At 33.5% G+C, this 22,219-nt stretch carries 22 protein-coding genes and 1 pseudogene; 8 read left to right on the plus strand and 15 right to left on the minus strand.

The window, feature by feature from the left end:
• Positions 1 to 12 precede the first annotated feature (12 nt).
• On the plus strand, positions 13 to 351 hold the full coding sequence (locus R4Y45_RS00125) for a DUF3899 domain-containing protein (protein ID WP_339968033.1): 339 nt from the start codon (positions 13 to 15) through the stop codon (positions 349 to 351).
• A gap of 69 nt (positions 352 to 420) precedes the next feature.
• On the opposite strand, the gene R4Y45_RS00130 is transcribed toward R4Y45_RS00125, so the two are convergent.
• From R4Y45_RS00130 to R4Y45_RS00145, 4 genes are all read right to left on the minus strand, one after another.
• The gene (locus R4Y45_RS00130) at positions 421 to 2,064 is read right to left on the minus strand and encodes a peptide ABC transporter substrate-binding protein (RefSeq protein WP_339968036.1); all 1,644 of its coding nucleotides are present in this window, start codon (positions 2,062 to 2,064) and stop codon (positions 421 to 423) included.
• A gap of 218 nt (positions 2,065 to 2,282) precedes the next feature.
• Positions 2,283 to 3,923, minus strand: a complete 1,641-nt coding sequence (locus tag R4Y45_RS00135; protein ID WP_339968038.1) for a peptide ABC transporter substrate-binding protein — start codon at positions 3,921 to 3,923, stop codon at positions 2,283 to 2,285.
• 131 nt (positions 3,924 to 4,054) lie between these two features.
• Positions 4,055 to 5,698, minus strand: coding sequence for a peptide ABC transporter substrate-binding protein (locus R4Y45_RS00140; protein ID WP_339968041.1), 1,644 nt, complete (start codon positions 5,696 to 5,698; stop codon positions 4,055 to 4,057).
• A gap of 108 nt (positions 5,699 to 5,806) precedes the next feature.
• Positions 5,807 to 7,456: a peptide ABC transporter substrate-binding protein gene (locus tag R4Y45_RS00145; RefSeq protein WP_339968044.1), complete on the minus strand. Its 1,650-nt coding sequence runs from the start codon at positions 7,454 to 7,456 to the stop codon at positions 5,807 to 5,809.
• A 192-nt stretch (positions 7,457 to 7,648) separates the two neighbouring features.
• On the opposite strand from R4Y45_RS00145, the gene proC reads away from it, so the two are divergent.
• Positions 7,649 to 8,422: a pyrroline-5-carboxylate reductase gene (gene proC / locus R4Y45_RS00150; RefSeq protein ID WP_339968047.1), complete on the plus strand. Its 774-nt coding sequence runs from the start codon at positions 7,649 to 7,651 to the stop codon at positions 8,420 to 8,422.
• Positions 8,423 to 8,480: 58 nt separating this feature from the next.
• On the opposite strand, the gene R4Y45_RS00155 is transcribed toward proC, so the two are convergent.
• From R4Y45_RS00155 to R4Y45_RS00165, 3 genes and pseudogenes are all read right to left on the minus strand, one after another.
• Positions 8,481 to 8,837: a hypothetical protein gene (locus tag R4Y45_RS00155; protein ID WP_339968049.1), complete on the minus strand. Its 357-nt coding sequence runs from the start codon at positions 8,835 to 8,837 to the stop codon at positions 8,481 to 8,483.
• 105 nt (positions 8,838 to 8,942) lie between these two features.
• Positions 8,943 to 9,353, minus strand: coding sequence for a MerR family transcriptional regulator (locus tag R4Y45_RS00160; RefSeq protein ID WP_339968051.1), 411 nt, complete (start codon positions 9,351 to 9,353; stop codon positions 8,943 to 8,945).
• A gap of 21 nt (positions 9,354 to 9,374) precedes the next feature.
• Positions 9,375 to 9,968 (minus strand): annotated as a pseudogene (locus tag R4Y45_RS00165) (NAD(P)H-binding protein).
• 250 nt (positions 9,969 to 10,218) lie between these two features.
• Here R4Y45_RS00165 and R4Y45_RS00170 point away from each other — a divergent pair.
• The 4 genes from R4Y45_RS00170 (at position 10,219) to R4Y45_RS00185 (ending at position 14,597) form a co-directional block, all read left to right on the plus strand.
• Complete coding sequence (locus tag R4Y45_RS00170) at positions 10,219 to 11,244, plus strand: threonine aldolase family protein (RefSeq protein WP_339968053.1); 1,026 nt, start codon at positions 10,219 to 10,221, stop codon at positions 11,242 to 11,244.
• 192 nt (positions 11,245 to 11,436) lie between these two features.
• On the plus strand, positions 11,437 to 12,486 hold the full coding sequence (locus R4Y45_RS00175; protein WP_339968055.1) for a DUF916 domain-containing protein: 1,050 nt from the start codon (positions 11,437 to 11,439) through the stop codon (positions 12,484 to 12,486).
• Positions 12,487 to 12,502: 16 nt separating this feature from the next.
• Positions 12,503 to 13,810 (plus strand): hypothetical protein, encoded by a 1,308-nt coding sequence (locus R4Y45_RS00180; protein ID WP_339968057.1) that lies wholly within the window; start codon positions 12,503 to 12,505, stop codon positions 13,808 to 13,810.
• Between the two features lie 34 nt (positions 13,811 to 13,844).
• A complete protein-coding gene (locus tag R4Y45_RS00185) occupies positions 13,845 to 14,597 on the plus strand; it encodes a WxL domain-containing protein (RefSeq protein ID WP_339968059.1) in 753 nt (250 codons plus the stop codon).
• 620 nt (positions 14,598 to 15,217) lie between these two features.
• Here the strand turns inward: R4Y45_RS00185 and R4Y45_RS00190 are convergent.
• Positions 15,218 to 15,688 carry an Rrf2 family transcriptional regulator gene (locus tag R4Y45_RS00190; protein WP_339968061.1) on the minus strand — a complete coding sequence of 157 codons (471 nt, stop codon included), beginning with the start codon at positions 15,686 to 15,688 and terminating at the stop codon, positions 15,218 to 15,220.
• Positions 15,689 to 15,787: 99 nt separating this feature from the next.
• Between R4Y45_RS00190 and R4Y45_RS00195 the strand changes: the two genes are divergently transcribed.
• Both R4Y45_RS00195 and R4Y45_RS00200 read left to right on the plus strand, forming a co-directional pair.
• Entirely contained in the window at positions 15,788 to 16,636 is an 849-nt protein-coding gene (locus R4Y45_RS00195; RefSeq protein ID WP_339968063.1) for an SDR family oxidoreductase, read from the plus strand.
• A 448-nt stretch (positions 16,637 to 17,084) separates the two neighbouring features.
• Positions 17,085 to 17,621, plus strand: a complete 537-nt coding sequence (locus tag R4Y45_RS00200; protein WP_339968066.1) for a hypothetical protein — start codon at positions 17,085 to 17,087, stop codon at positions 17,619 to 17,621.
• A gap of 1 nt (position 17,622) precedes the next feature.
• Here the strand turns inward: R4Y45_RS00200 and R4Y45_RS00205 are convergent, their stop codons facing one another.
• The 7 genes from R4Y45_RS00205 to R4Y45_RS00235 all read right to left on the minus strand — a co-directional run bounded on the left by R4Y45_RS00205 (position 17,623) and on the right by R4Y45_RS00235 (position 22,085).
• On the minus strand, positions 17,623 to 17,937 hold the full coding sequence (locus tag R4Y45_RS00205) for a carboxymuconolactone decarboxylase family protein (RefSeq protein ID WP_339968068.1): 315 nt from the start codon (positions 17,935 to 17,937) through the stop codon (positions 17,623 to 17,625).
• 2 nt (positions 17,938 to 17,939) lie between these two features.
• The gene (locus R4Y45_RS00210; RefSeq protein ID WP_339968070.1) at positions 17,940 to 18,350 is read right to left on the minus strand and encodes a cupin domain-containing protein; all 411 of its coding nucleotides are present in this window, start codon (positions 18,348 to 18,350) and stop codon (positions 17,940 to 17,942) included.
• 2 nt (positions 18,351 to 18,352) lie between these two features.
• A complete protein-coding gene (locus R4Y45_RS00215) occupies positions 18,353 to 18,790 on the minus strand; it encodes a MerR family transcriptional regulator (protein WP_339968072.1) in 438 nt (145 codons plus the stop codon).
• A 15-nt stretch (positions 18,791 to 18,805) separates the two neighbouring features.
• On the minus strand, positions 18,806 to 19,441 hold the full coding sequence (locus R4Y45_RS00220; RefSeq protein ID WP_339968074.1) for an NAD(P)H-binding protein: 636 nt from the start codon (positions 19,439 to 19,441) through the stop codon (positions 18,806 to 18,808).
• 102 nt (positions 19,442 to 19,543) lie between these two features.
• Positions 19,544 to 20,485, minus strand: a complete 942-nt coding sequence (locus R4Y45_RS00225; RefSeq protein ID WP_339968077.1) for a metal ABC transporter substrate-binding protein — start codon at positions 20,483 to 20,485, stop codon at positions 19,544 to 19,546.
• Positions 20,482 to 21,342 carry a metal ABC transporter permease gene (locus tag R4Y45_RS00230; RefSeq protein ID WP_339968079.1) on the minus strand — a complete coding sequence of 287 codons (861 nt, stop codon included), beginning with the start codon at positions 21,340 to 21,342 and terminating at the stop codon, positions 20,482 to 20,484. Before R4Y45_RS00230 ends, R4Y45_RS00225 begins: the two co-directional genes overlap by 4 nt.
• Entirely contained in the window at positions 21,339 to 22,085 is a 747-nt protein-coding gene (locus tag R4Y45_RS00235; RefSeq protein WP_339968081.1) for a metal ABC transporter ATP-binding protein, read from the minus strand. Before R4Y45_RS00235 ends, R4Y45_RS00230 begins: the two co-directional genes overlap by 4 nt.
• Between the last annotated feature and the right edge of the window lie 134 nt (positions 22,086 to 22,219).

Consider the following 22,219-nt stretch of genomic DNA (forward strand, 5'->3'; position numbering starts at 1 on the left):
GGTTTAGGTTCTATGAAACTAAAAAAATCAACTCTATGGATAAGCCTCTGTGCACTTGTATTTTCGCTTATTTACCACATTTGGCAAAATAGCTTATCTTGGGTTCACCTATCAGATACACTCTTTATTATATGCCTTTTCTTCCTCATCGTGGGCGGATTTTTATGGGTTTTTTCTTCTGGATCATTTGATTTTTTCCAAAAATCACTGCACCTGAAACGGAAAACCGACTATGAATCCGAATGGAAACTATCCACAATTGGTAAAGAGCACAAAGCGTTCTTCTTGCAACCCGGTATTATCTTATTAGCCATTAGCATTCTGCTATTATTAGTAGATATGCTAGTCTAATATTTTTTAAAACAGGCTGAGAATTCAATTCCCAGCCTGTTTTTTATTCAACTATTTAAAGTACTTAAATTAGTTTTGAATTTCTACCCATTTGTAATCAAATTGGGCACCTGCTGGATGTGACACAAGGTTTTTAACTTTTGAGTTAATCATGTGTGCCTCAGCTTTTTGGAATAGTGGTGCAACACCTTGAGCATTCATCAAGACTTTGTCTGCATTAACTAAATCTTCAAAACGTTTGTCTGCATTTCTTGCATCTTGGCCAGAAGCTGCATTAACATAGTTGTCATATTCAGCATTGCTGTATTGACCTCTATTATATGAGTTTCCTGAAACAAATAAGTCCGTGAAACTTGAAGCATCCAGATAATCAGCTCCCCATCCGCTTAATAGAACATCAAAATTACCAGATGTTGAACGGTCTAAACGAACTGAGAATGGTACCGGTGTTAGGCTTACTTTAACGCCATCTAAGTTAGATTGAATAGCACTCTGTAGGTATTCAATTACCTTTTTAGATGAGTCTGTATCAGAAGCTAAAATACTAAAGTTCAAGCTTGAGATATTTAGTTCTTGTTTAGCTTTGTTCCAGTATTCTTTGGCTTTTTGAGCATCAAATGATACTAATTTGCCAGCAGCTGCTGTAAAGTCTTTGCCATCTGGTGATGTCATAGTTGTTTTTGGTACAAGCCCTGTAGAAGCCATTGAACCATCACCTAGAATTGAACTAGTTAGTGCATCACGATCAATTGAATATGAAATCGCTTTACGCAAGTTTTCGTTTTTAAATGGTGAATCTTCTTTACGTTGATTGAATTCTAAGTAGTTTGTAGATGCTTGAGGTACAGCAGTAAACGCTGGGTTATTACGGTTTTGTTGTGCTAACTCACCAGTTAAAATCACATCGTCTGCTTGTCCATCGTTAAATAGGTTTAATGATGTAGAAGCTTCTTTAACAACGTTAACATTAATGTTTTCAACTTTTACGTTGCTGTTATCCCAGTATTGGTCATTTTTCTTGTATGTCCAATCAGTATCTGTACCTGGTCCTGAGAAGTTAGTCAAAGTAAATGGTCCGTTGTAAACGGCATTTTCACTTGTTGAAGCATAGTCTTTACCATATTTTTCAACAACTGATTGATTTTGTGGGAAGAATGTTGGGAAAGCTAGTAATCTTTCAAAGTAAGGTGTAGCCTTGTTTAATTTGATTTCTAGTTCGTAATCGCCAACTGCTTTAATTCCTAATTCGCTAACAGCTTTTTTGCCAGCTGTAATGTCTTCTGCATTTTCAACTGGTGCAAATAAGTAAGCGTATTGTGAAGCTGTTTGTGGGCTTACTGTTCTTTGCCAAGAGTAAACATAGTCTTGTGCTTTAACAGGATTGCCATTAGACCATTTTGCGTTTTCTCTTAGTTTAAATTTGTAAGTCAAACCGTCTTCTGAAACTTGAGGTTTCTCAGAAGCCCCTGCTAATTCTAGATTATTATCTTTGTCTTGGCGGTACAAACCTTCATAAACATTGTTTAAGGCTGTAAAACTAACTGTATCAGTCGCTAAAGATAAATCTGCTGTTGGCATTTCTTGTTGCACAACAACTTTTAAGTCATTAGTGTTACCTGAACCTGATGTTTGTCCTCCTTTTCCAGTCGAACATCCGGACAATACCAAACTAGCTGCCATTAAAACTGCAGCCGCTGTCCATGTTTTTTTCATAATTTTCCGCTCCTTCGTCCATTAAAAAAATATTAATATACATAAAATTATACCCGATTTTAAATTAAAAAATCAATAGCGATTTTTAATCACAAAGCCATCAGAAAACCTAACTATCCAACAAATGACTTAAAAATCAGTTCTTTTAGCAAGCATAAAATAAAAAGATAGATTAAAAATATTTTTCAATCTATCTTTAATATTCGGTATAAATCGATTTATTCAACTGATAACCACTTATAATCAAATTTGGCACCTGCTGGATGAGCAGCATAATTTTTGATCTTAGGGTTAATCATGTGTGCTTCAACTGCTTGGTATAAAGGTGCTACACCTTGTTGTGACATCACAATTTTTTCAGCAGACACTAAGTCGTTAAATCGTTTTTGTGCATCTTTAATATCCGTCGTTGAAGCCGCATTTACTAGACGGTCATACTCCGCACTACTCCATTGGCCTCTATTATAGGAAACACCTGATTTTAGTAAATCACTAAAACTTGAAGCATCAAGATAATCGGCTCCATATGAACCCATTAATAAATCAAAATTCCCTGCAGCAGCTCGATCTAATCTAACTGAAAATGGCACAGGTGTTAGATTAACTTTTACACCTTCTAGATTAGTTTGAATAGCGTTTTGCAGATATTCAATAATTTTTTTAGATGCGTCTGTATCAGAAGATAGAATGCTAAAGTTTAAAGTTGTAATGCCTAACTCTTGTTTAGCTTTTTCCCAGTATGTTTTTGCTTGATTAGCATCTTCATTTAAATAATTACCAACTACATCAGTGAAGTCTTTTCCGTCTGGTGATTTCATAATGTTTCTAGGTACAAAGCCACTTGAAGGCATTGAACCGTTACCTAGAATTGATTCAGTTAAAGCTTTTCGATCAATTGAATATGAAATTGCTTTTCGTAAGTTTTCGTTTTTGAAAACAGAGTTACTATCACGTTGGTTGAACTCAAGGTATTGGGTTGTCGCTTGTAAAATTGATTGATAAGCTTCATCATTACGATTTTGTTGTGCTAATTCACCAGTTAATACGATATCGTCAGCTTGATTATTTTTAAATAAGTTTAGTGCTGTTGATGAATCTTTTACAACGCTAACATTGATACTATCTAAGTTGACAGCGTTTTTATCCCAGTAGTTATCGTTTTTGGCATATGTCCACGCATCATCAGTCCCTGGACCTGAGAAATCTTTTAAAACATAAGGGCCATTATAAACCGCACTATCACTATTAATAGCGTAATCTTTGCCATATTGCTCTACAACTTTTTGATTTTGTGGAAAGAATGTTGGTAAAGTTAACAATCTTTCAAAATATGGAATAGCCTGACTAAGCTTAATTTCTAACTCATAGTCTCCGACTGCTTTAATTCCTAAATCAGAAACGGCTTTTGTTCCGGCATTAGTTTCTTTACCATTTTCAATAGCACTAAAAAGATAAGCATATTGTGAAGCCGTTTTAGGGTTAACTGTTCGTTGCCAACCATAAACGTAATCTTGTGCTTTGACCGGATCACCGTTTGACCATTTGGCATCTTGTCTTAATTTAAATGTATAGGTTAGCCCATCTTGTGATACCTGCGGTTTTTCTGCTGCACCAGCAAGTACCAGTTCATTGTTTTTGTCTTGACGATAAAGGCCTTCATAGACATTATTTAAAGCGGTAAAACTAACTGTGTCACTTGCCAAAGATAAATCTGCTGTTGGCATTTCTTGTTGAACAACAAAGTTTAATGATTTTTCTTTCGATTGATTAGCTTGTTGACCATTATTCCCGGTTGAACAACCAGATAATAATGCTCCTACTGCTACTATCGATGTCAGTATCGCCCATTTTTTTTGCATATTAACTACCCCTTCTAAAAAATAAGTACATTTATAAATTATACATTTTTTAAGTAAGTAAGCCAATAATATAACTATAATTTAGTAAGTTAAAATAAAAAAGCACAGTTCTTAATCACTGTGCTTTCAACTTAGTCTATTTCTAACCATTTGTAATCAAATTTAGCCCCTGCTGGATGTGAAACAAAATTTTTGATTTTAGGATTTATCATATGCGCTTCTGCTACTTGATATAAAGGCGCACATGCTTGTACTTCTAATTCTAACTTTTCAGCACTTACTAAATCATCAAAACGCTTTTGTGGATCTCTAACATTTGTTGTTGCTGCTGATTCAAGTAATGCTGTATAAGTATCGTTAGTCCAACGTCCTGAATTATTGTATCTCAGTAAGTCAGTAAACGTAGAGGCATCTAAATAATCCGCACCATACGAAACCATAGAAACATCAAAATTTCCTGCTCGCGATCGTTCTAATCGAACTGAAAATGGTACAGGAGTTAAATTAACTTTCATTCCTGGAAGGGTTTGTTCAATAATATTTTGAAGATATTCAATTACCTTTTTAGCTGAATCAGTATCAGAAGATAATATACTAAACTCAAAATTATCTATTTTTAATTCTTCTTTTGCTTTTGCAAAATATTGCTTGGCTTTTTCAGCATCAAACTTATTATATGAATCGCCAACTGCTTCTGTAAAATCAATACCTGTAGGTGATTTCATAAGATTTTTAGGAACCAACCCCGTTGCTGGAATTGATCCATTACCTAAAATAGATGTTGTTAAGGCAGATCTATCAATCGCTGTTGCAATTGCTTTTCGTAGGTTTTCATTTCTAAAGGGGGATGTAGGTTCAATTTGATTGAAGTTTAAATACTGAGTAGTTGCTTGTAATAGTGGATGATAGGCAGGATGATTTTGATTTTGCTGTGCTAATTCTCCCGTCAACACAATATCATCTGCTTGATTATTCTGAAAAAGATTCAACGCGGTTGCAGACTCCTTAACGACGTTAACATTAATAATATCAACTTTGACGTTATCTTTATCAAAATAGTTATCATTTTTCTTATAGGTCCACTTTGTGTCTGTCCCTGGACCATCAAATCCTTCTAGCACAAATGGGCCATTGTAGACAGCCGTCTCACTTTTTAAAGCATAATCTTTGCCATACTTTTCAACCACTGACTGATTTTGAGGAAAAAATGAAGGTAGTGTGAGCAATCTTTCAAAGTAAGGAACTGGTGAACTTAATTCAATTTGTAATTCATAATCAGAAATGGCATGAATGCCTAATTCATCAATTTCTTTTTCTCCTGCTTTTATCTCTTTAGCATTTTTTAATGAATCAAATAGATATGCATACTCTGAAGCTGTTTTAGGATTAACCGTTCTACGCCAACTATAAACATAATCATTTGCAGTTACAGCATCTCCATTCGACCACTTGGCTTCTGGATTTAATTTGAAGTTATAAGTTAAACTGTCTTCTGAAACTGTTCCTTTTTCCTTTGCTCCTGCCAATATCAAGTTATTGTCTTTATCTTGACGATACAGCCCTTCATATACATTATTTAAAACGGTATAACTGACGGTATCTGTTGCTAATGATAAATCTGCTGTTGGTAATTCTTGCTGAGCTACAAAGTTAAGACTCTTCAAATTTTGATTATTGTTCGTCGTTTCAGAGCTGTTTCCTGTAGAACAACCAACAAGTACGAATCCTAAAGATAGACTCAGTATTGTAGCTGTTATTATTCGTTTTAAATTCATGTTACTCCCCTATTAACCCTTTTATTTTGACTTACTAAAAATTAGTTTAAAAAAGCGATAAATAAAAAGGCAAAATCCACTTTGTGGTTTGTCTTTTTACTTTGATTATTATTGTACTTCAATCCATTTATAGTCGAATTTTGCTCCCGCTGGGTGAGAAACAAAGTTTTTAACTCTTGAATTGACCATGTGAGCTTCAACACCTTGATAAAGTGGTGTTATTCCCTGTGTATTGGATAGTAATCTATCAGCATTAATTAAATCTTCAAAACGTTTAGTTGCATCATTAACGTCTGTTATTTTAGATGCCTTAATCAACTCGTCATATTCAGAATTACTCCACTGTCCACGGTTATATGAGTTTCCGGTCACAAGTAAATCTGTAAAACTTGAAGCATCTAAGTAGTCTGCACCCCAACCGCCTAATACAACATCAAAGTTTCCTGATTTTGAACGATCTAATCGAACTGAAAATGGCACTGGATTCAAGGTTACTTTAACCCCATCTAAGTTAGATTGGATAGCACTTTGTAAGTATTCGATAACCTTTTTACTTGAATCACTGTCTGAAGCTAAGATACTAAAGTCTAATGAGGTAATACCTAATTCTTGTTTAGCTTTTTCCCAATGTTCTTTTGCTTTAGCAGCATCAAATGAAATGCCTGCATTTACTGCTTCAGCAAAATCTTTTCCATCTGGACTTGTCATTGTTCCTTTTGGTACAAGACTTGTTGAAGGTAGTGAACCATCTCCTAGTATGGCATTTGCTAAGGCTGTTCTATCAATTGAATAACCAATCGCTTTTCGTAAGTTTTCGTTTCTAAATTTAGAATTTTGATCACGCTGATTATATTCTAAATAACTAGTACGAGCATCTTCTAAGGCCTTAAATTGCGGGTTGTTACGATTTTGTTGCGCTAATTCACCAGTTAAAACAATATTATCTGCTTGTCCGTCATTAAACAAGTTCAATGATGTTGCTGATTCTTTCACAACATTGACATTAATCGTATTTACTTTCACATTGTCTTTATCCCAATATTGATCATTTTTGGCATATGTCCAAGTTGTGTCAGTACCTGGGCCATCAAAGCCATCCAGTACAAATGGGCCATTATAAACAGAATTTGCACTTTTTGTTGTATAGTCTTTACCAAATTTTTCAGCTACAGCTTGATTTTGTGGGAAGAATGATGGAAAAGCTAGTAAACGTTCAAAATAAGGTGTCGCTTGGTTTAAGGTGATTTCTAGTTCGTAATCACCAACTGCTTTAATCCCTAATTCGCTTTTGTCTTTTTTACCAGCTGTAATGTCAGCTGCATTAGCTACTGGTTCAAACAAGTAAGCGTATTGTGAAGCTGTTTCTGGCTCTACAGTTCTTTGCCAGCTATAAACATAGTCTTTAGCTGTTACAGGATCTCCGTTTGACCATTTGGCATCTTGTCTCAATTTAAATTTATAGGTTAAACCATCTTGTGAAACCTCTGGTTTTTCGCTGGCACCAGCTAAAGCAAGTTGATTGTCTTTGTCTTGACGGTAAAGTCCTTCATATACGTTATTTAAAACTGTAAAACTAACCGTATCAGTTGCTAAAGATAAATCTGCAGTTGGTAGCTCTTGTGATTCAACAAAATTTAGAGTTTTTATATTATTATTGCTACTACTATCATTTGAACTGCTACTACTTCCTGTTGAACAACCTGAAAGTACTAAAGCAGCCGACATTAATAGTGTTGCAGCTGTGAAACGCTTTTTCATTTTCATTCCTCCGAAAATTAAAGTTTTATTAGTGTTTTTTAATTATACATGAGAACAAAATAAAAAAGCAATGGTTTTTATTCACATTGTTTTTAATTATTGATTTAAATAAGTTCAAAAAGCCTTTAACATAACCACTTATATCTTGTGATAAAATAGTCAAAAAGAATGAAACGAGATAGGAGATTTATTATGAAAATTGGTATTATTGGTGCTGGGAAAATGGGCACCGCTATTATTAAAGGACTCATTAAGAATGGACAAAATCCAAAACAAATTTCAGTTAAAACAGGGCACTATGAAAACGCCTTAAATCTACAACAGTCACTAGGGATTACTCCTGTTCAAGCTCTATCTGACTTAGCAACCAGTGATATTTATATTCTCGCAACCCCAGCCACTTTAATTACTAAAACGTTATCTGAACTCAGCGATGTCAACACACAAAATGCGCCTATTATTTCCGTGGCTGCTGGAGTTTCGTTTGACGAAATGTTAGCTACCTATCATAATGCACCTTTATTAAGATGCATCCCCAACACGCCTGTTGCAATCAATCAAGGAATGACCAGTTTCAGCACTAGCGAACACCTTTTGGATAGTCAAAAGACGTTGGCTATCAATTTACTTAAGCAACTAGGACATACCATTGAAGTTCCTGAAAACAAATTAGGAATTGCTGGAACTATTGCTGGCTGTAGTCCTGCTTTCGTCGATGTTTTCATTGAAGCTTTAAGCGATGCGGCTGTTACAAATGGTCTTGATCGTTCACTATCTTACGAAATTATCGCAGAAATGATGAAAGGCTCTGCTGCTTTAGCTGCTGAAAGCAAACTTCACCCTGGCATCTTGAAAGATGACGTTACTTCTCCTGGCGGTGACACAATCAAGGGTGTTGTCGCTCTTGAAAAAAATAATTTTAGATTTGCGGTCATTGATGCTATTAACACAATTTTAAAAGATTAAAAAAACCTCTGTTAGCTAATTTAAACTAACAGAGGTTTTTATTTTAGGCTTAGAAAAATCACGCTTTTTTCTTTTGATGTTGTTTTAACTTAATTAATAAAGCAGCAGTAAACCAGATGATTAAAACAATCAAATAGCATAGGAGCATCTTTGTTGTCCACTGCATGTGATACTTAAACGGATTTCTGCTGATAACTTCAACATGAAATCCCATCAACGATTGTATCAGTGGTTGTTCATGCTGATTTGCTATGGCCACCACAAAGTCCACAATAAGTAATCCTAAATAAAGCAAAGTTGCACGACGTAAATTTTGAACAAAAAAGACCCAATAAGGCGATTTTTGTGCTTGTCGCTTTTCGAATTGTTTAACTTTACTTTCTAAATAAGCCACTAAACTGACTCTTTTACCCAATTCCTGTAATTCCTCCTAAATTTAGTGATAGTCAGTATTTTCTCATAAATTAAATTTTTTTGCGATAAAAAAGACTTTTGCAAATTGCAAAAGTCTTTTATTTAGCTAACCAAGTTCATGATCGTCTTTTTCTAATTCAATCAAGCGCTCTTCAGCTAAGCGCATATGGTTATCATAGTTTTCGATTTTATATGTTAAATGATCAATGGCATCTTGTAAGTCATCACGCTTTTCAAGCATGATTTCACGTTGTTGTCTCAACAACTCACGTTGCTTTTTACTGTTGTCTTCTTGGGCATCAAATAAATATATATATTGTTTTAATGATTCAATTGTCATCCCCGCAGCACGCATTTGCTTAATAAAATTAATACGTCCAATGATATTTTCATCAATTTCACGAACACCTGCTTCATTGCGTTTGATAGCAGGAATTAACATTTCTTTTTCATAGTATCGAATAGTTGAGGCACTCACCTGTGTCATTTTACTTGCTTCTTTAATTGAAATAGCCATCGTAAATTCTCCTTTGCTTTTTTAAGGGCGACTTAAGCCAATACTTTGTCTTGAGTATAACTCATTTTGTTCAAGTAATTCAGCTGATAATTGTCCTAATGCTTTAACAGAAATATCATGGCCTTTAAAAGGTTCACCTTTTAACGAAATTTCATAATCGTCATTGCCATTGTCAAACCAACCTGGACGGATGACGGTATAGTTTAAGCCACTATTTTCAACAATATCGGCTGCTTGACGATAAGACTTCAAAAATGGATTAGTATTTAAATTACCACTTCCAATGGAACTTGGAATTTCATTGTAAATTCCCATAGACGTAATAAATACTAGTCGTTCAACTTGGTTATTTTTCATTGCTTCGACAACACTTTGTGCGATTTTGTCTAATTGACCACTTACTGCAACAAAAACGGCATCCTGATTTGCCATAACCACTTTCAGTTCGTTAACATTCGTTGCATCACAAGACACTACTTTTTCATTTGTTTTCAATTGACTCTCTGATATATGACGTGAGACCAACGTTAATTGGTTATCTTCTTTTTGGTTTAAAAGACGTCTTACTTGTTATCCTACTGTCCCGGTGGCACCAGTAATCATAATATTTTTCATACTGTTATCTCCTTTTAGTTAGTTCTAAATAAATTCAAATGGTAACTATTATTTTTAACAAGCTCTACTTTACCTCTTAAAGTTAACTTTAAGACAAGCTTAAATTTTAAAAAAAGATAGTTGATTTTATCAACTATCTTACTTATGATTATCACCATGAAGAATTAGTATAGCTTTTCGATTTAAACCTATCGAAATCACCAACTTCACGGCTGTATTTTGGTGCTAAAAATGAAACGGAGGAATTTTAATGTTGTCTTTTGCAACAGATTATTTAGAGGGTGCACACCCTAAAGTACTTGAAAAATTAGTTGAAACGAATATGGTACAAGAACCCGGTTATGGAACAGACAGTTTTAGTCAACAAGCTGCCGATAAAATTCGTGAAACTATTAATTGTCCACAAGCTCAAATCAAATTCTTAGTTGGTGGAACGCAAACTAATCAAGTCGTAATTGATGCAGTCCTTAAAAAATATGAAGGTGTTATCGCCCCAGATACTGGTCACATTGCAACTCACGAAGCTGGTGCGATTGAATTTACAGGGCACAAAGTTTTGACAATTGAAAATAACGATGGCAAAATATCCGGAAAACAAGTAGATACATTCATTAATGACTTTTATAAAGATCCAAATGAACAACACATGGTACATCCTGGAATGGTTTACATTTCTCAACCGACTGAGTATGGCACTTTATACACCTACGATGAATTAAAATCATTGTCAGAATCCTGTCGTAAGCACAACATTCCGTTATTTATCGATGGTGCTCGTTTGGGCTACGGCTTGATGAGTGACAAAAGTGATCTAACTATGGCTGATATTGCTGAGTTGTGTGATGTCTTTTATATTGGGGGAACAAAAATCGGTGCATTATGTGGAGAAGCAGTTGTTTTCACCAAAAATAATGAACCTAAGCATTTTACAACATTGATTAAACAACACGGTGCCCTTTTAGCCAAAGGTCGCCTAACTGGTATTCAATTTTTAACTTTATTTACCGATGATTTATATTTAAAAATCAGCAAACATGCCATAGACATGGCTAAACGTATTAAAGATGGTTTCCTTAAAAAAGGCTATAACCCTTATATGGATTCTCATACTAACCAACAATTTTTTATTGTAGATCATGAAACTATTGCAAAATTAAAAGAAAAAGTTGATTTTGCTGTGTGGGAAAAATATGATGATACTCACATGATTGTTCGCTTTGTAACTTGCTGGGCAACTAAAGAAGAAAGTGTCGATGCAGTACTGAACTTAATATAAATATTCAAAAGGCTAGATTCTTATACATACAAGAATCTAGCCTTTTGAATATTTATAATACTAATTTTAAATAAAAATAATTGTCTTGTTTTAATATATGGTTTTTTGTTATGATGCCAAATGTCTATCTTTTTAATTACTTAATATTTTTTTAATTTTTCCAAAATCTAATATTATCTAGAAAGGTTATTTATGAATAAAATTAATAAACAAATAATAATATTTTTTGCTAACCTCATCCTCACTGTTATGATTGGATCACAAATTTCTAACTATATCTCAGCACAAGATAATACACATGCTCCATTTACAATTAAAGCTGTCGAGCCTGAAAATCAAATCAATAACAGCAAAAATAAAAGTTACTTAGATTTGTTGGTTACACCTGATAGTGAGCAAAATATTGAATTTGATATCTCTAACTTATCGGACAAGAAACAGCACTTTGTTTTAGAACTTAGTGATGCAACAACTAGTAATGGACTATCTATTGATTATGGTAAAACAAATAATAAAATTATTGGATCCCCTAAAATGTCTGATATGATAAGTCCTGAAAACTCTCATATAAAGTTAGCTGTACCTCCTTTAGAAACCATAAGAGTTACAGTTCCTTTTAAATATCCAAGTCAAAAATTTGATGGACTAATCCTTGGTGGGGCTACTATATCTATGGATGAAGACTATGAAAATAGTACGTCTAAACCCTCTGGTATAGGTATAAGTAGTAAATTTCGATATGCTTTAGGTATCCAACTACGATCTGATGTAAATAGTTATGTGAAACCAAATTTACAATTAATAGATGCTAAACAAGATAGCGATAATTACCATCCAATTATTAGAACAACCCTACAAAATAATAAGCCATCCTATATTTCTCAAATGAATACATCATTTACTTTAGAAAATCAAAATGGAGAGATTATAGAAAAACAAGAGTCAACTCTAGGTCAAGTAGCACCAATTAGTGAATTCGAATTGTTGTTTCGCTTATCAAAAGGCTCACTAAAGCCAGGTATTTATACACTAAGTGGGCATGTAAATTCTAAAAAGACAGGAGATAGCTGGGACTTTAAAAAATCTATCAATGTCGACAATGATAATTTTAATAAGACAAATAGTAATGATGTTACTAAAACAAATCGTTCAATTCCTTGGTATCTGATTATAATCGTCTTACTATTTATTATTATTTTCATTTTATTAGTAATCATTTTCAAAAAAAGAAAACAAAAATAACGATGGAGATAAAATTATGATTAAAAAAATATACAGAAATACTTTTTTAATCTTGTTATTCACTCTATTAATTCTATGTGTTCTTCCAAAGAATAGTGTTGAAGCAAGAACCCAATTAAACTTTTCAACTCAAGATTATGAAGAAGAAATAGGTAGAGAAAGAAGTAATGCGAATCAAAGACGTTATCCTTTCAAACCTAATGATATAAAAATTTCCTCTCCTCGACTAATAAAGCTATCTAGTGGACGTTTTCAACTGTCTTATGATTTTGGATATCCTATTAGTGAAGGAGGAGCTTCAAGATTTTTAGAATATCGCATTAAAGTTTCTAAAGAACTTTCCAATGCTATTTCTGGAATCAATATAGTTCCTATTGGTGCTAAAGTTGATAATAAGCCAGGAAGGAATAATGAACATTTTAATTTTTCAGATAGAATTAGTTTTGACTCTGATGGACAAAAAGTATTTTCTTCTGGTGCATACTTAGAAGATGGCTACAACGGCGGAGAAGCAACTATAAATATCAGATTGAATGGTACTTTTATAAATGAAAAATCATATTTATCTAGTTATATGCTTTCTGATACTGAATATAATCGCCCTGTCTGGCCCTCTTTTCAAGCAGTACGAAATTTAAACTACAATAATTTTGGAAAACTGTATAACTCTACTCTACTAAAAACAGAACAACAAGATGCTAATTCTATCATTCAAAATGAGTATTCAAAAATCAAAAAAAAATTAGATAATTCTAATTTAAGTAAAAAAATAAAACAACAAATAACAAACGAACTTAATCAAATTCGCAAAAATTATACGAACAGAATTAATTCACAATCAAAATTTGAAAACAAAACATTATCTACTATAGAAAATTTAACTAATCAGAGCGTCAAAGATATGAATAATGCGCTAAATAAAACTTATAGTTTATCAATTATCAATATACCTAGCTTAAACTTCAAAGAGGCTTTAATTGATTCTGAAAAATTACTTTTGGAAACTGATTCTAGTCAAAACGTAGCCGTTAATTACTTTTCTCCTAATAATAGTACAGCTAGCAACTGGAATATTAGTTTGTCTGTATCTGATTTATATTTTAATAATCATGCTTTAAAAGCATCTTTTCTATTCAAAAACCAAATCTATGCTCCTAATACAACGTTCACTTTTCATAATGATAAGTACACTCATAATGGTAACTATTCAATAACAAAAACACCAAAAGAGGGGGTGAGGCTACTTGTAAACCCTGGAATAGCATTGAATGGAACTTACTCAGGTAAAGCTACTTGGACTATTAGCGAGTCGCCTGTTTCATAATTAAATTATAAAATTTATACAGAGGAGAAATAATATGAAAAATCTAAATAAAATACTGGGAACAACAATCGCCCTCTTGAGTACTACTACATTATTAGGTACAACAACAGTTAAAGCTGCCAACCACAGTGCTGGATCACAACAAACCGATGCAACTTTAACTTTTAAAACAAAAGATAAAACACAGCCTAATAGACCCGTTGATCCTACGAATCCATCACAACCAGGTGGCACACCTCCTAACACTGGAGATCCTAACAATAACGGAACTAACTCTGGTGGTCCTCTTAGTATTGATTATGCACCTAACTTTGATTTTGGTATTGGGGAAGTAATTAGTGAATCTAAAACATACAACCTAAAAGATGCAAAATACTCAGATGGCCAAACTCGAAATCATAACCCTTTCGTACAGGTAAGTGACAATCGAGGAACTAGTGAAGGTTGGTCATTAGATGCCTCAATTTCAAATTTTACAAACTCACAAGGTAATACTACTCAGAATTTAGAAGGAGCACAAGTATCACTTCAAACAAGTGATAACGATAAAGCTATAGGTGGACATGGAACTACCTCGGATGCTCCAGATGCTAAAAGCGAGCCTATCGTTTTAAGTAATTCTCCACAGACATTAATAAATGCCAAAGAAAATACTGGTAGAGGAGCATGGATTCAACGTTATGATCCAAGCAAAATTTCTTTATTCGTACCTGGTGGATCTGCTTTATCAGATACAGTTTATACTGCTAAAATAACTTGGACATTAAGTGCATCTCCCGTTAATTAATTTTTATTAAAGTGCCTTACAATTGGAATAATCCAAACATTGTAAGGTGTTTTTTTATGTTCAGATAAATTAACACTTAAATTGTCATTCTACTAAACGCTAATCCCTATCAATATACGTGCATAACGCCAAAAAGAAAGTACGGTACAAATATAATGTAGTTCTCAAAACCGTTTAAACCTAGACTAGTTCAAATTTATTGACTACTAACTGTAACTTAAAAGGCGTTACTTTCGGCCACTATTTAAATATAGATTAATTGTTGCTATATTTTTATCAAGATTACAGCAATAAGTAACGAATACCTAAGCCCGAAAGAAGAAAATAAATAATAAAATTGAAACGATTGAAGACTACTAAAATCATATTATTGCATTAGAGCTAGCGTTTAACATCATCTTTAATAAGCCAATTAGTTCATTATCTTTAGATTGAGTCAAAAAGTTTCTATTACTTGATGAGCTGTTTAACTATTTAATTTTAAACATTTATTAGATAACTGTTCAGCTTATTTTAATTACGACGGGTTATTAGTCATAACAAAAAGAAATATCTTAAGTTAAATTCAAAGAGCATGCCTTGAGCATTTTTATTTAATTTTTAAAAGTTTAACTTTTGTATCATATTTCATAACGCTGAATAATATCATCATTATCCAAACGTTGTTGCTTTTCTGCTATGACTAAATCTTTGACCAAGGTATCTAGTGTCACCTTTGCCATTTCAGATTCAACAGTTTCTTGAAGTTTATCATACTGTTTTTCTAAAACAGACTGAATATTAGCTCCCACAACACACTTCATATTAGTTTTTGGATCAACTTGAATTAAGTTAGTATTGCCTTCGATACTTTGGTAAACATCTAATAGTGTAATTTGGCTAATCGGTCGCGTTAATTTGGGGTTAGCTTTACCTGTTTGTGTCTGAATGAGTTGACTTTTTTTTAGCTGTGCCATAATTTTTCTCACATTAACAGGATTAGTTTGCACACTATCAGCAATTTTAGTACTAGATAAATAGTCTGTATTTTGATAAATCTCAATATAAAGCATAATGTGAATCGCATCACTAAACTGGATTGAGTATTTCATTTTTGCACCTCGAGTTTAATTTATTGACTTATCTTATCATATTCTTTATGATGATGGTGTAATTTTAAAAAATACAGGTTAAAGATTGGAGATTTTATAATGAACTATTTAATCACAGGTGCAACAGGTGATTTGGGTTTTAAAACACTCACTTATTTACAAGATAAAGTTGAGTCGATGCATCTTTTTGCGTTAGCTCGAAGCGAAAAAAAAGCTGCCCAGCTAAAAGAAAAGGGTATTAACGTTAGACTAGGAGATTATAGTGACCTAGAAACTTTAAAGCAAGCATTTAAAGGGATTGATACGCTATTTTTTGTATCAGGTAATTCTGATAATCGCCAAGCTGAACATCAAAATGTTATTGATGCCGCAAAAACAGCAGGCATTTCTCGTATTGTCTACACCAGTATTGCCAACCTAGACCAATCAAATAGCTTGCTTGCCCCTGATCACCGCTACACAGAAAAAGCTATCAAAGATTCTGGTATTACTCATACATTTTTACGTAACAACTGGTATCTGGAAAATGAGGCTGCTGTTTTAGATGCTGCCTTAAAAAACAAGAAACTTACAACAACTGCTCCAACCGGAAAGGTCGCTTGGGCTTTAAAACGCGAATATGCTGAAGCTGCAGCTAATGCATTACTTGATGCAACACTTCCTGAAATTGTCGAACTTTCAGGAAAACCCAAAAGTTATTTAGATTTAGTCGATGCTTTAAATCATAATAGTTCAGCAAAAATCACTATTAAATATGGTAATAATCAAGACTTTATTGACAGTTTAACTAGTAATGGACTACCAAATGAAGTCGCTCAATTCTTTTTAGCTATTCAAAAAGATATTGAAAAAAATGAATTAAACTTTCATTCTGATCAATTTGAAAAACTACTGGGTCATCCCCTAACACCATTAAGTGAAGCTGTTACTGAAATTATTTCTTTTTAAAATCAAAAAGGACTCAACTAATTGTGTTGAGTCCTTTTTGGTGTCTTTTTAAGTCATTATATAACTATTGGCTATTCTAGCAAAAAGCCAAATTTGATGTAAGGATTTTTTTGAGTTGCATTTTATTTCTCAAAATGTTTTAATTTAAAACAATCAAACAATTGAAAGGACAGTTTTTGATGACCAATTTAACTTACTCACAACAACTCTTTTTTAACTTTAGTCACTTTAAGTAGTGCGGGCGTATGGTTGACTCGATACGAACGCACTTATTCGTTCGTATCTTAGTGATTAAAGTCAACTTGAGTTAATAACTAGATGCGATAATTTTAATTCATCTAGTGCTTAAGTTGAAAGTCTTTGTTAAAACTGTCTTTTTTACTCATTAAAACACCTAGATGACTAATATTCATCTAGGTGTTTTTTTTATTTTATTGGAGGAATTTTTATGCGTATTCATACCCTAGGACCTAAGACAACTGACAGCTACTTAGCTGCTGACCATTTAATTGACAAAAAGAAAGCTAAGATTGTTTTACATTCATCTTTTGAAGACATTTATCAAAATTTAGATAATTTAAAAAATGACTATTTTTTAGTGCCGGTTGCTTATCAAAACCATCAATACCAGACTAGTTTTGCCAATTATCATTATCGCTACTGGCAAAAACTATCAATCATCAAGACTTTCAGCCTCGAAACAATGCCTATGGTTTTACTTGAAAATCTTGATAATCAGAATTATCAAATTGCCTTACATGCCGCAACTACTGAACTCATGAATAGTACTTTTGCTACGTCTGAGTCACCAAAGCCTTTATTTGTTCAAAGCAAACCACTAGCATTTGATGCCTTTAAAAATGGTGACTGTCAGTATGCGATTGTCAGTCATAATTTTGATGGGTGTGAACTAAATCACCTAAATTATCGGACGCTAAAAACTTTTACTCCTCAAATGATTTGGTGTCTTTATCACATTAACTAGTCTAATCAAAAACTTCTTTAGCAATTGTAAATGCTGACCAAGCTTTTGGCCAACCAACATAAAAAGCTAAATGTGTAATCATTTCTGACACTTCTGCTTGTGTTAGACCATTTTTTTGTCCCATTTGTAAATGAGCTTTTAATTGTTGAAAGTTTCCACCTGAGATTAACGCCGAAATTGTGATCATACTACGATTTCTAGCTGATAATTGATCTTGTCTTGACCAAACTTCTTCAAATAATACATCATCATTAAGTTGTGCAAATTTTGGTGCAAATTCACCTAAATTATCTCTTCCTGCTGTTTGTTTAGCCATACTTATTCTCCTAACTGTTGATACCAATCTTCACTAACTGATTCTAGCCATTCTGGTGTTCCTTTAGTAATAGCAACATGTGAAAACCAACTATCTTTTTGAGCCCCATGCCAATGCTTAATACCATCATGAGTAACGACAACATCTCCTGGTTTGAGTGCTCTGGCTGAATGACCTTCTTCTTGATACCAACCTTTTCCACTTGTAACTAGTAGTAATTGATAACCTTGATGATGGATGTGCCAATTATTACGACATCCTGGTTCAAAAGTCACATTTGAAACGTTGACATCAATTTGATCATCATTTACTAAGCCATTTAAATAACTTTGACCCATAAAGTATTTTGCAAATGCTTCATTTTTGTTTCCTAATCCAAATAAATTCGTTTTGTTTTGATTATCTTGTGCCATAATTATGCTTCTCCTTTGTTATTATCCTTCATTTTTTCTAAATAGTTTTCAAATGATTCATCTTCATTAATCACAGCATTTTCTTTTTTGTCATACCAGTCAATTTTATGCGAAATAACTTCTAAATTACGTTTTGTTTCAGCAATTTGATCTAGTGCTCGTTTTTTAACTTCTTCTAACAATTTTTGACGTTTGCGATTAGTTGAATCGCCTTGAGCTCGCAACTGAACATACGTTTTTATTTCTGACATTGTCATTCCGGTTCCCTTTAAATGAAGCAAAAATCCAAGCCATTTAACATCATCTTGTGTATAAAAACGACGATTATTGTCATCTCTTTTAGGAATAATTAATTCCTCGCTTTCGTAATATCTTAGCGTATAAGTTGATAAACCAACTAAATCAGAAAATTGACCAATCGTTAACTTTTCTTCCTTCATTGCTGTACTCCAAATCTAAAGATAAACTGGGGAATCGCCATCTGTACCAGGCTGACTAATTCCTAAGCTACTAAAACTGTGTAACTCAGGATTCTTCACAATTTTAGTAATTAAATCGGCAATACTTGCTCGTGAAATTGTCGTCCCTTTATAGGCTTCACCTTTTTGTGTTAATTCATAATCGATTTCATCCGCATTACTCATATAAGCTGCACGAATAATTGTAAAATCAACAGGAGAATCTTCAATTAATTGAGCAGCATATCTTGTATCTTCTATTACTTCATGCCCAACTGAGTTCTCCACCCAACTACCAAAAGGTTCTGGCACTTCATGATAAAGACCTAAACCAGTAACATAAATTAAACGGTTTACTTTAGTATTTGACATGGCTTTGACTATGTTTTTTGCCATTGGTTCAAAAATACCACCTAGATTAGCATAAACTAAATCTTGGTTTGCCATAGCTTTGACTAAAGCTTGATAATCATTAACGTCAGCTTCAACAACGGTTTCTCTATCATGATCAACTGGTTGAATACGTTCAGCATCTCGTAAATATAAAGTTAAATTAGCATCTGTTTCTGCTAACAATCTCTTTCTTACAATTTGAGCAATTTGTCCATATGCACCTAAAATTAAAACATTCATTGTGCTTCCCTCCTTATCATTTCTAATATGAGTCTATTACTTAGAGTAAACTCTAAGTCAAGTTTTTTTGCAAAAGAAAAAAGCACGCTTTTAAAGCGCACTTTATTTCGTCATACCTTCAATTATTTTTGTAATATTCCAGTCCATCATACTGTAGTAAGTATCACCTGGATTCCCTGCTTTGGCTAAAGAATCTGTAAACAATGTTGAATAAATCGGCAACCCTGTTTCTTTAGCTACTTGTTCCATTGCCTTAGGTGAAACTGATGATTCTAAAAGTAAGCTTTTAACATTCGCGGCTTTAATTTTAGCCAACACTGTGGTCATTTGTTCAGGTGTTCCTTGTGATTCAGTATTAATTTCCCAAATATAAACTGGCGTCACTTGATAAGCATTGGCAAAATATTTAAATGCACCTTCAGAGGTAACTAACAATCGTTGATTTTGTGGAATAGTTGTAAATTTTTCTTTAGCTGATTGATGTAACTGTAATAATTTTTGACAATAATTTGTTGCATTTTCTTGATAAAATTCAGCATTTTTCGGATCTTTTTCACCCATTGCTTTGGCAATATTTTGAACGTAAATGATACCGTTTTCAAGATTTAGCCAAGCATGGGGATCGACTTCATTTTCATCCGTCGTCAACTGTTGTGGCATAACTGACTCACTAGCCGCAATTACGTCCTGATTGAATACTTTATGACTGGTTTCAACTAATTTGGTAAACCAACCATTACCTCCTGTTTCTAAATTTAATCCATTATAAAATACTAAATTAGCTTCAGTCGTTTTAGCAATATCACTAGGTTGAGGTTCATATTCATGTGGATCCGTTCCTCTTTTAACAATACTATATAAGTCAATTCGGTCCTGTCCCACAGTTTTAACCATATCTTCTAGAATCGAATTGGTTGTCACGATGTGTAATTTTTCACTTTGATTTTGTTGAGAAGTGCGATTGCCTTTTCGATTTTCCAAAAACCAAAACACACTGCTAATCATTACCAAAACAGAAAGTAAACTAATTAAAATCCGTTTCATTTCACGCCACCTCGCTGTTTAAGTGTTTTTAGTAACACGCCTTGTTTGGGAGAAAATAGGAAAGATAAAAAGAAAATGATGGCTGCAACTAGCACAATCGCTGGTCCCGATGCCCAATTAAGCGTGTAGCTTAAGTACAACCCAATAATTGCCGATACTGTTCCCATTATTGCCGATAAAATCAAGAGATTCGATAGTCTTTCCGTCCATAAAAAGGCAGTTGCTGCGGGCGTAATTAACATGGCCACCACTAAAATAATACCAACCGTTTGAAGTGCCGACACTGTCACTAACGTCAACATTAGCATCAATCCATAGTGAATGACCTGAACTTTTAAGCCGTAAGTCTTAGCATAGACTTCGTCAAATGACGTAATGACTAATTCTTTATAAAAAATTGAAACAAATAAAATAACCAGTCCTAAAACAATCACGGTTGTCATAATATCACTGTCACTAACTGCTAAAATATTTCCAAATAAAATGTGATGTAAATTGGTAGAACTTTCAGCCATTGAAATCAAAATGAACCCTAAAGCATAAAAAGCACTGAAAATAATCCCAATAGACGTATCCATTTTAATTTTAGTACTAGAAGCCACGAATCCAATCAAGATGGCTGCAATAATTCCAAGTATAGAAGCACCTAACAGGACATTAATTCCTAGCATATAGGCAATAGCCACACCTGGTAAGACAGCGTGTGAAATAGCATCGCCCATCAATGACATGCCTCGCAAAATAATAAAACTTCCAATAATTCCCGACATGACCCCGACCATAATTGCCGTTAGTAACGCACTTTGTAAAAAGTCATATTGAGAGAGTGCTTGCAAGAACTCAGTAATAGAACTCATTTGGTCTGATCCTCCTGACGATTTTTAAATAAAACGTGCGACAAGTCAGCACTAAAGGCTTGTTGAATATTTTCTGGCTTATAAACAGCTGATGTTGGGCCAAAATCGACAATGCCATGATTCAAAATTACTAAATCATCAAAGTACTGTGGGGCTTTATTCAAGTCATGATGCACCACAATAATCGTTTTACCGTTTTGTTGCCAATCATGCAAAATTTTCATAATAGCACGTTCACTTTGTAAATCGATACCTACAAATGGTTCATCTAAAATGACAACTTGAGCATCTTGAACAATAGCTCTGGCCACAAAAACTCGCTGCAACTGGCCGCCTGAAAGTTCACCAATTTGCCGATTTTTTAACTCTAATAATCCGACTTGTTCAAGGGCGTTAGTTACTTGCTCTTTTTCTAACTTACCTGGATTTTTTAACAGACCTAACTTGGCGTAAGTTCCTGATAGCACAACATCAAAAACACTAATTGGAAAAGTTAAATCTAAATTCTTACGTTGTTCGACATAGGCAATCTGTTTTTGAATAGTCTTAATGGATTGATCATTATAACTAATTGTGCCATTTTGTTTCTTTACTAACCCTAAAATTGATTTCACTAAAGTTGATTTACCTGCCCCATTTGGTCCTATAATTCCTGTAATTTTCCCTGAGCGAAAAGTCACATTAACATCAGCCAAAACAGGGAATTCTTGATAAGAAACTGTTAAATCCTTAACAACTAACATACTAACCCTCTTTTCTTAAAACTTGTCCTACTAGTTTAACGTCTTTTAAGCTTGTTTACAATATTATTTAGGTTTACTTAACTTTTGAGTATAATAAAAAACGCCTCTTCGACTTAGTCGAAAATGCGTTTTTT

This window comes from Holzapfeliella saturejae, assembly GCF_037546065.1.
GTDB classification, from domain to species: Bacteria; Bacillota; Bacilli; order Lactobacillales; family Lactobacillaceae; genus Holzapfeliella; species Holzapfeliella saturejae.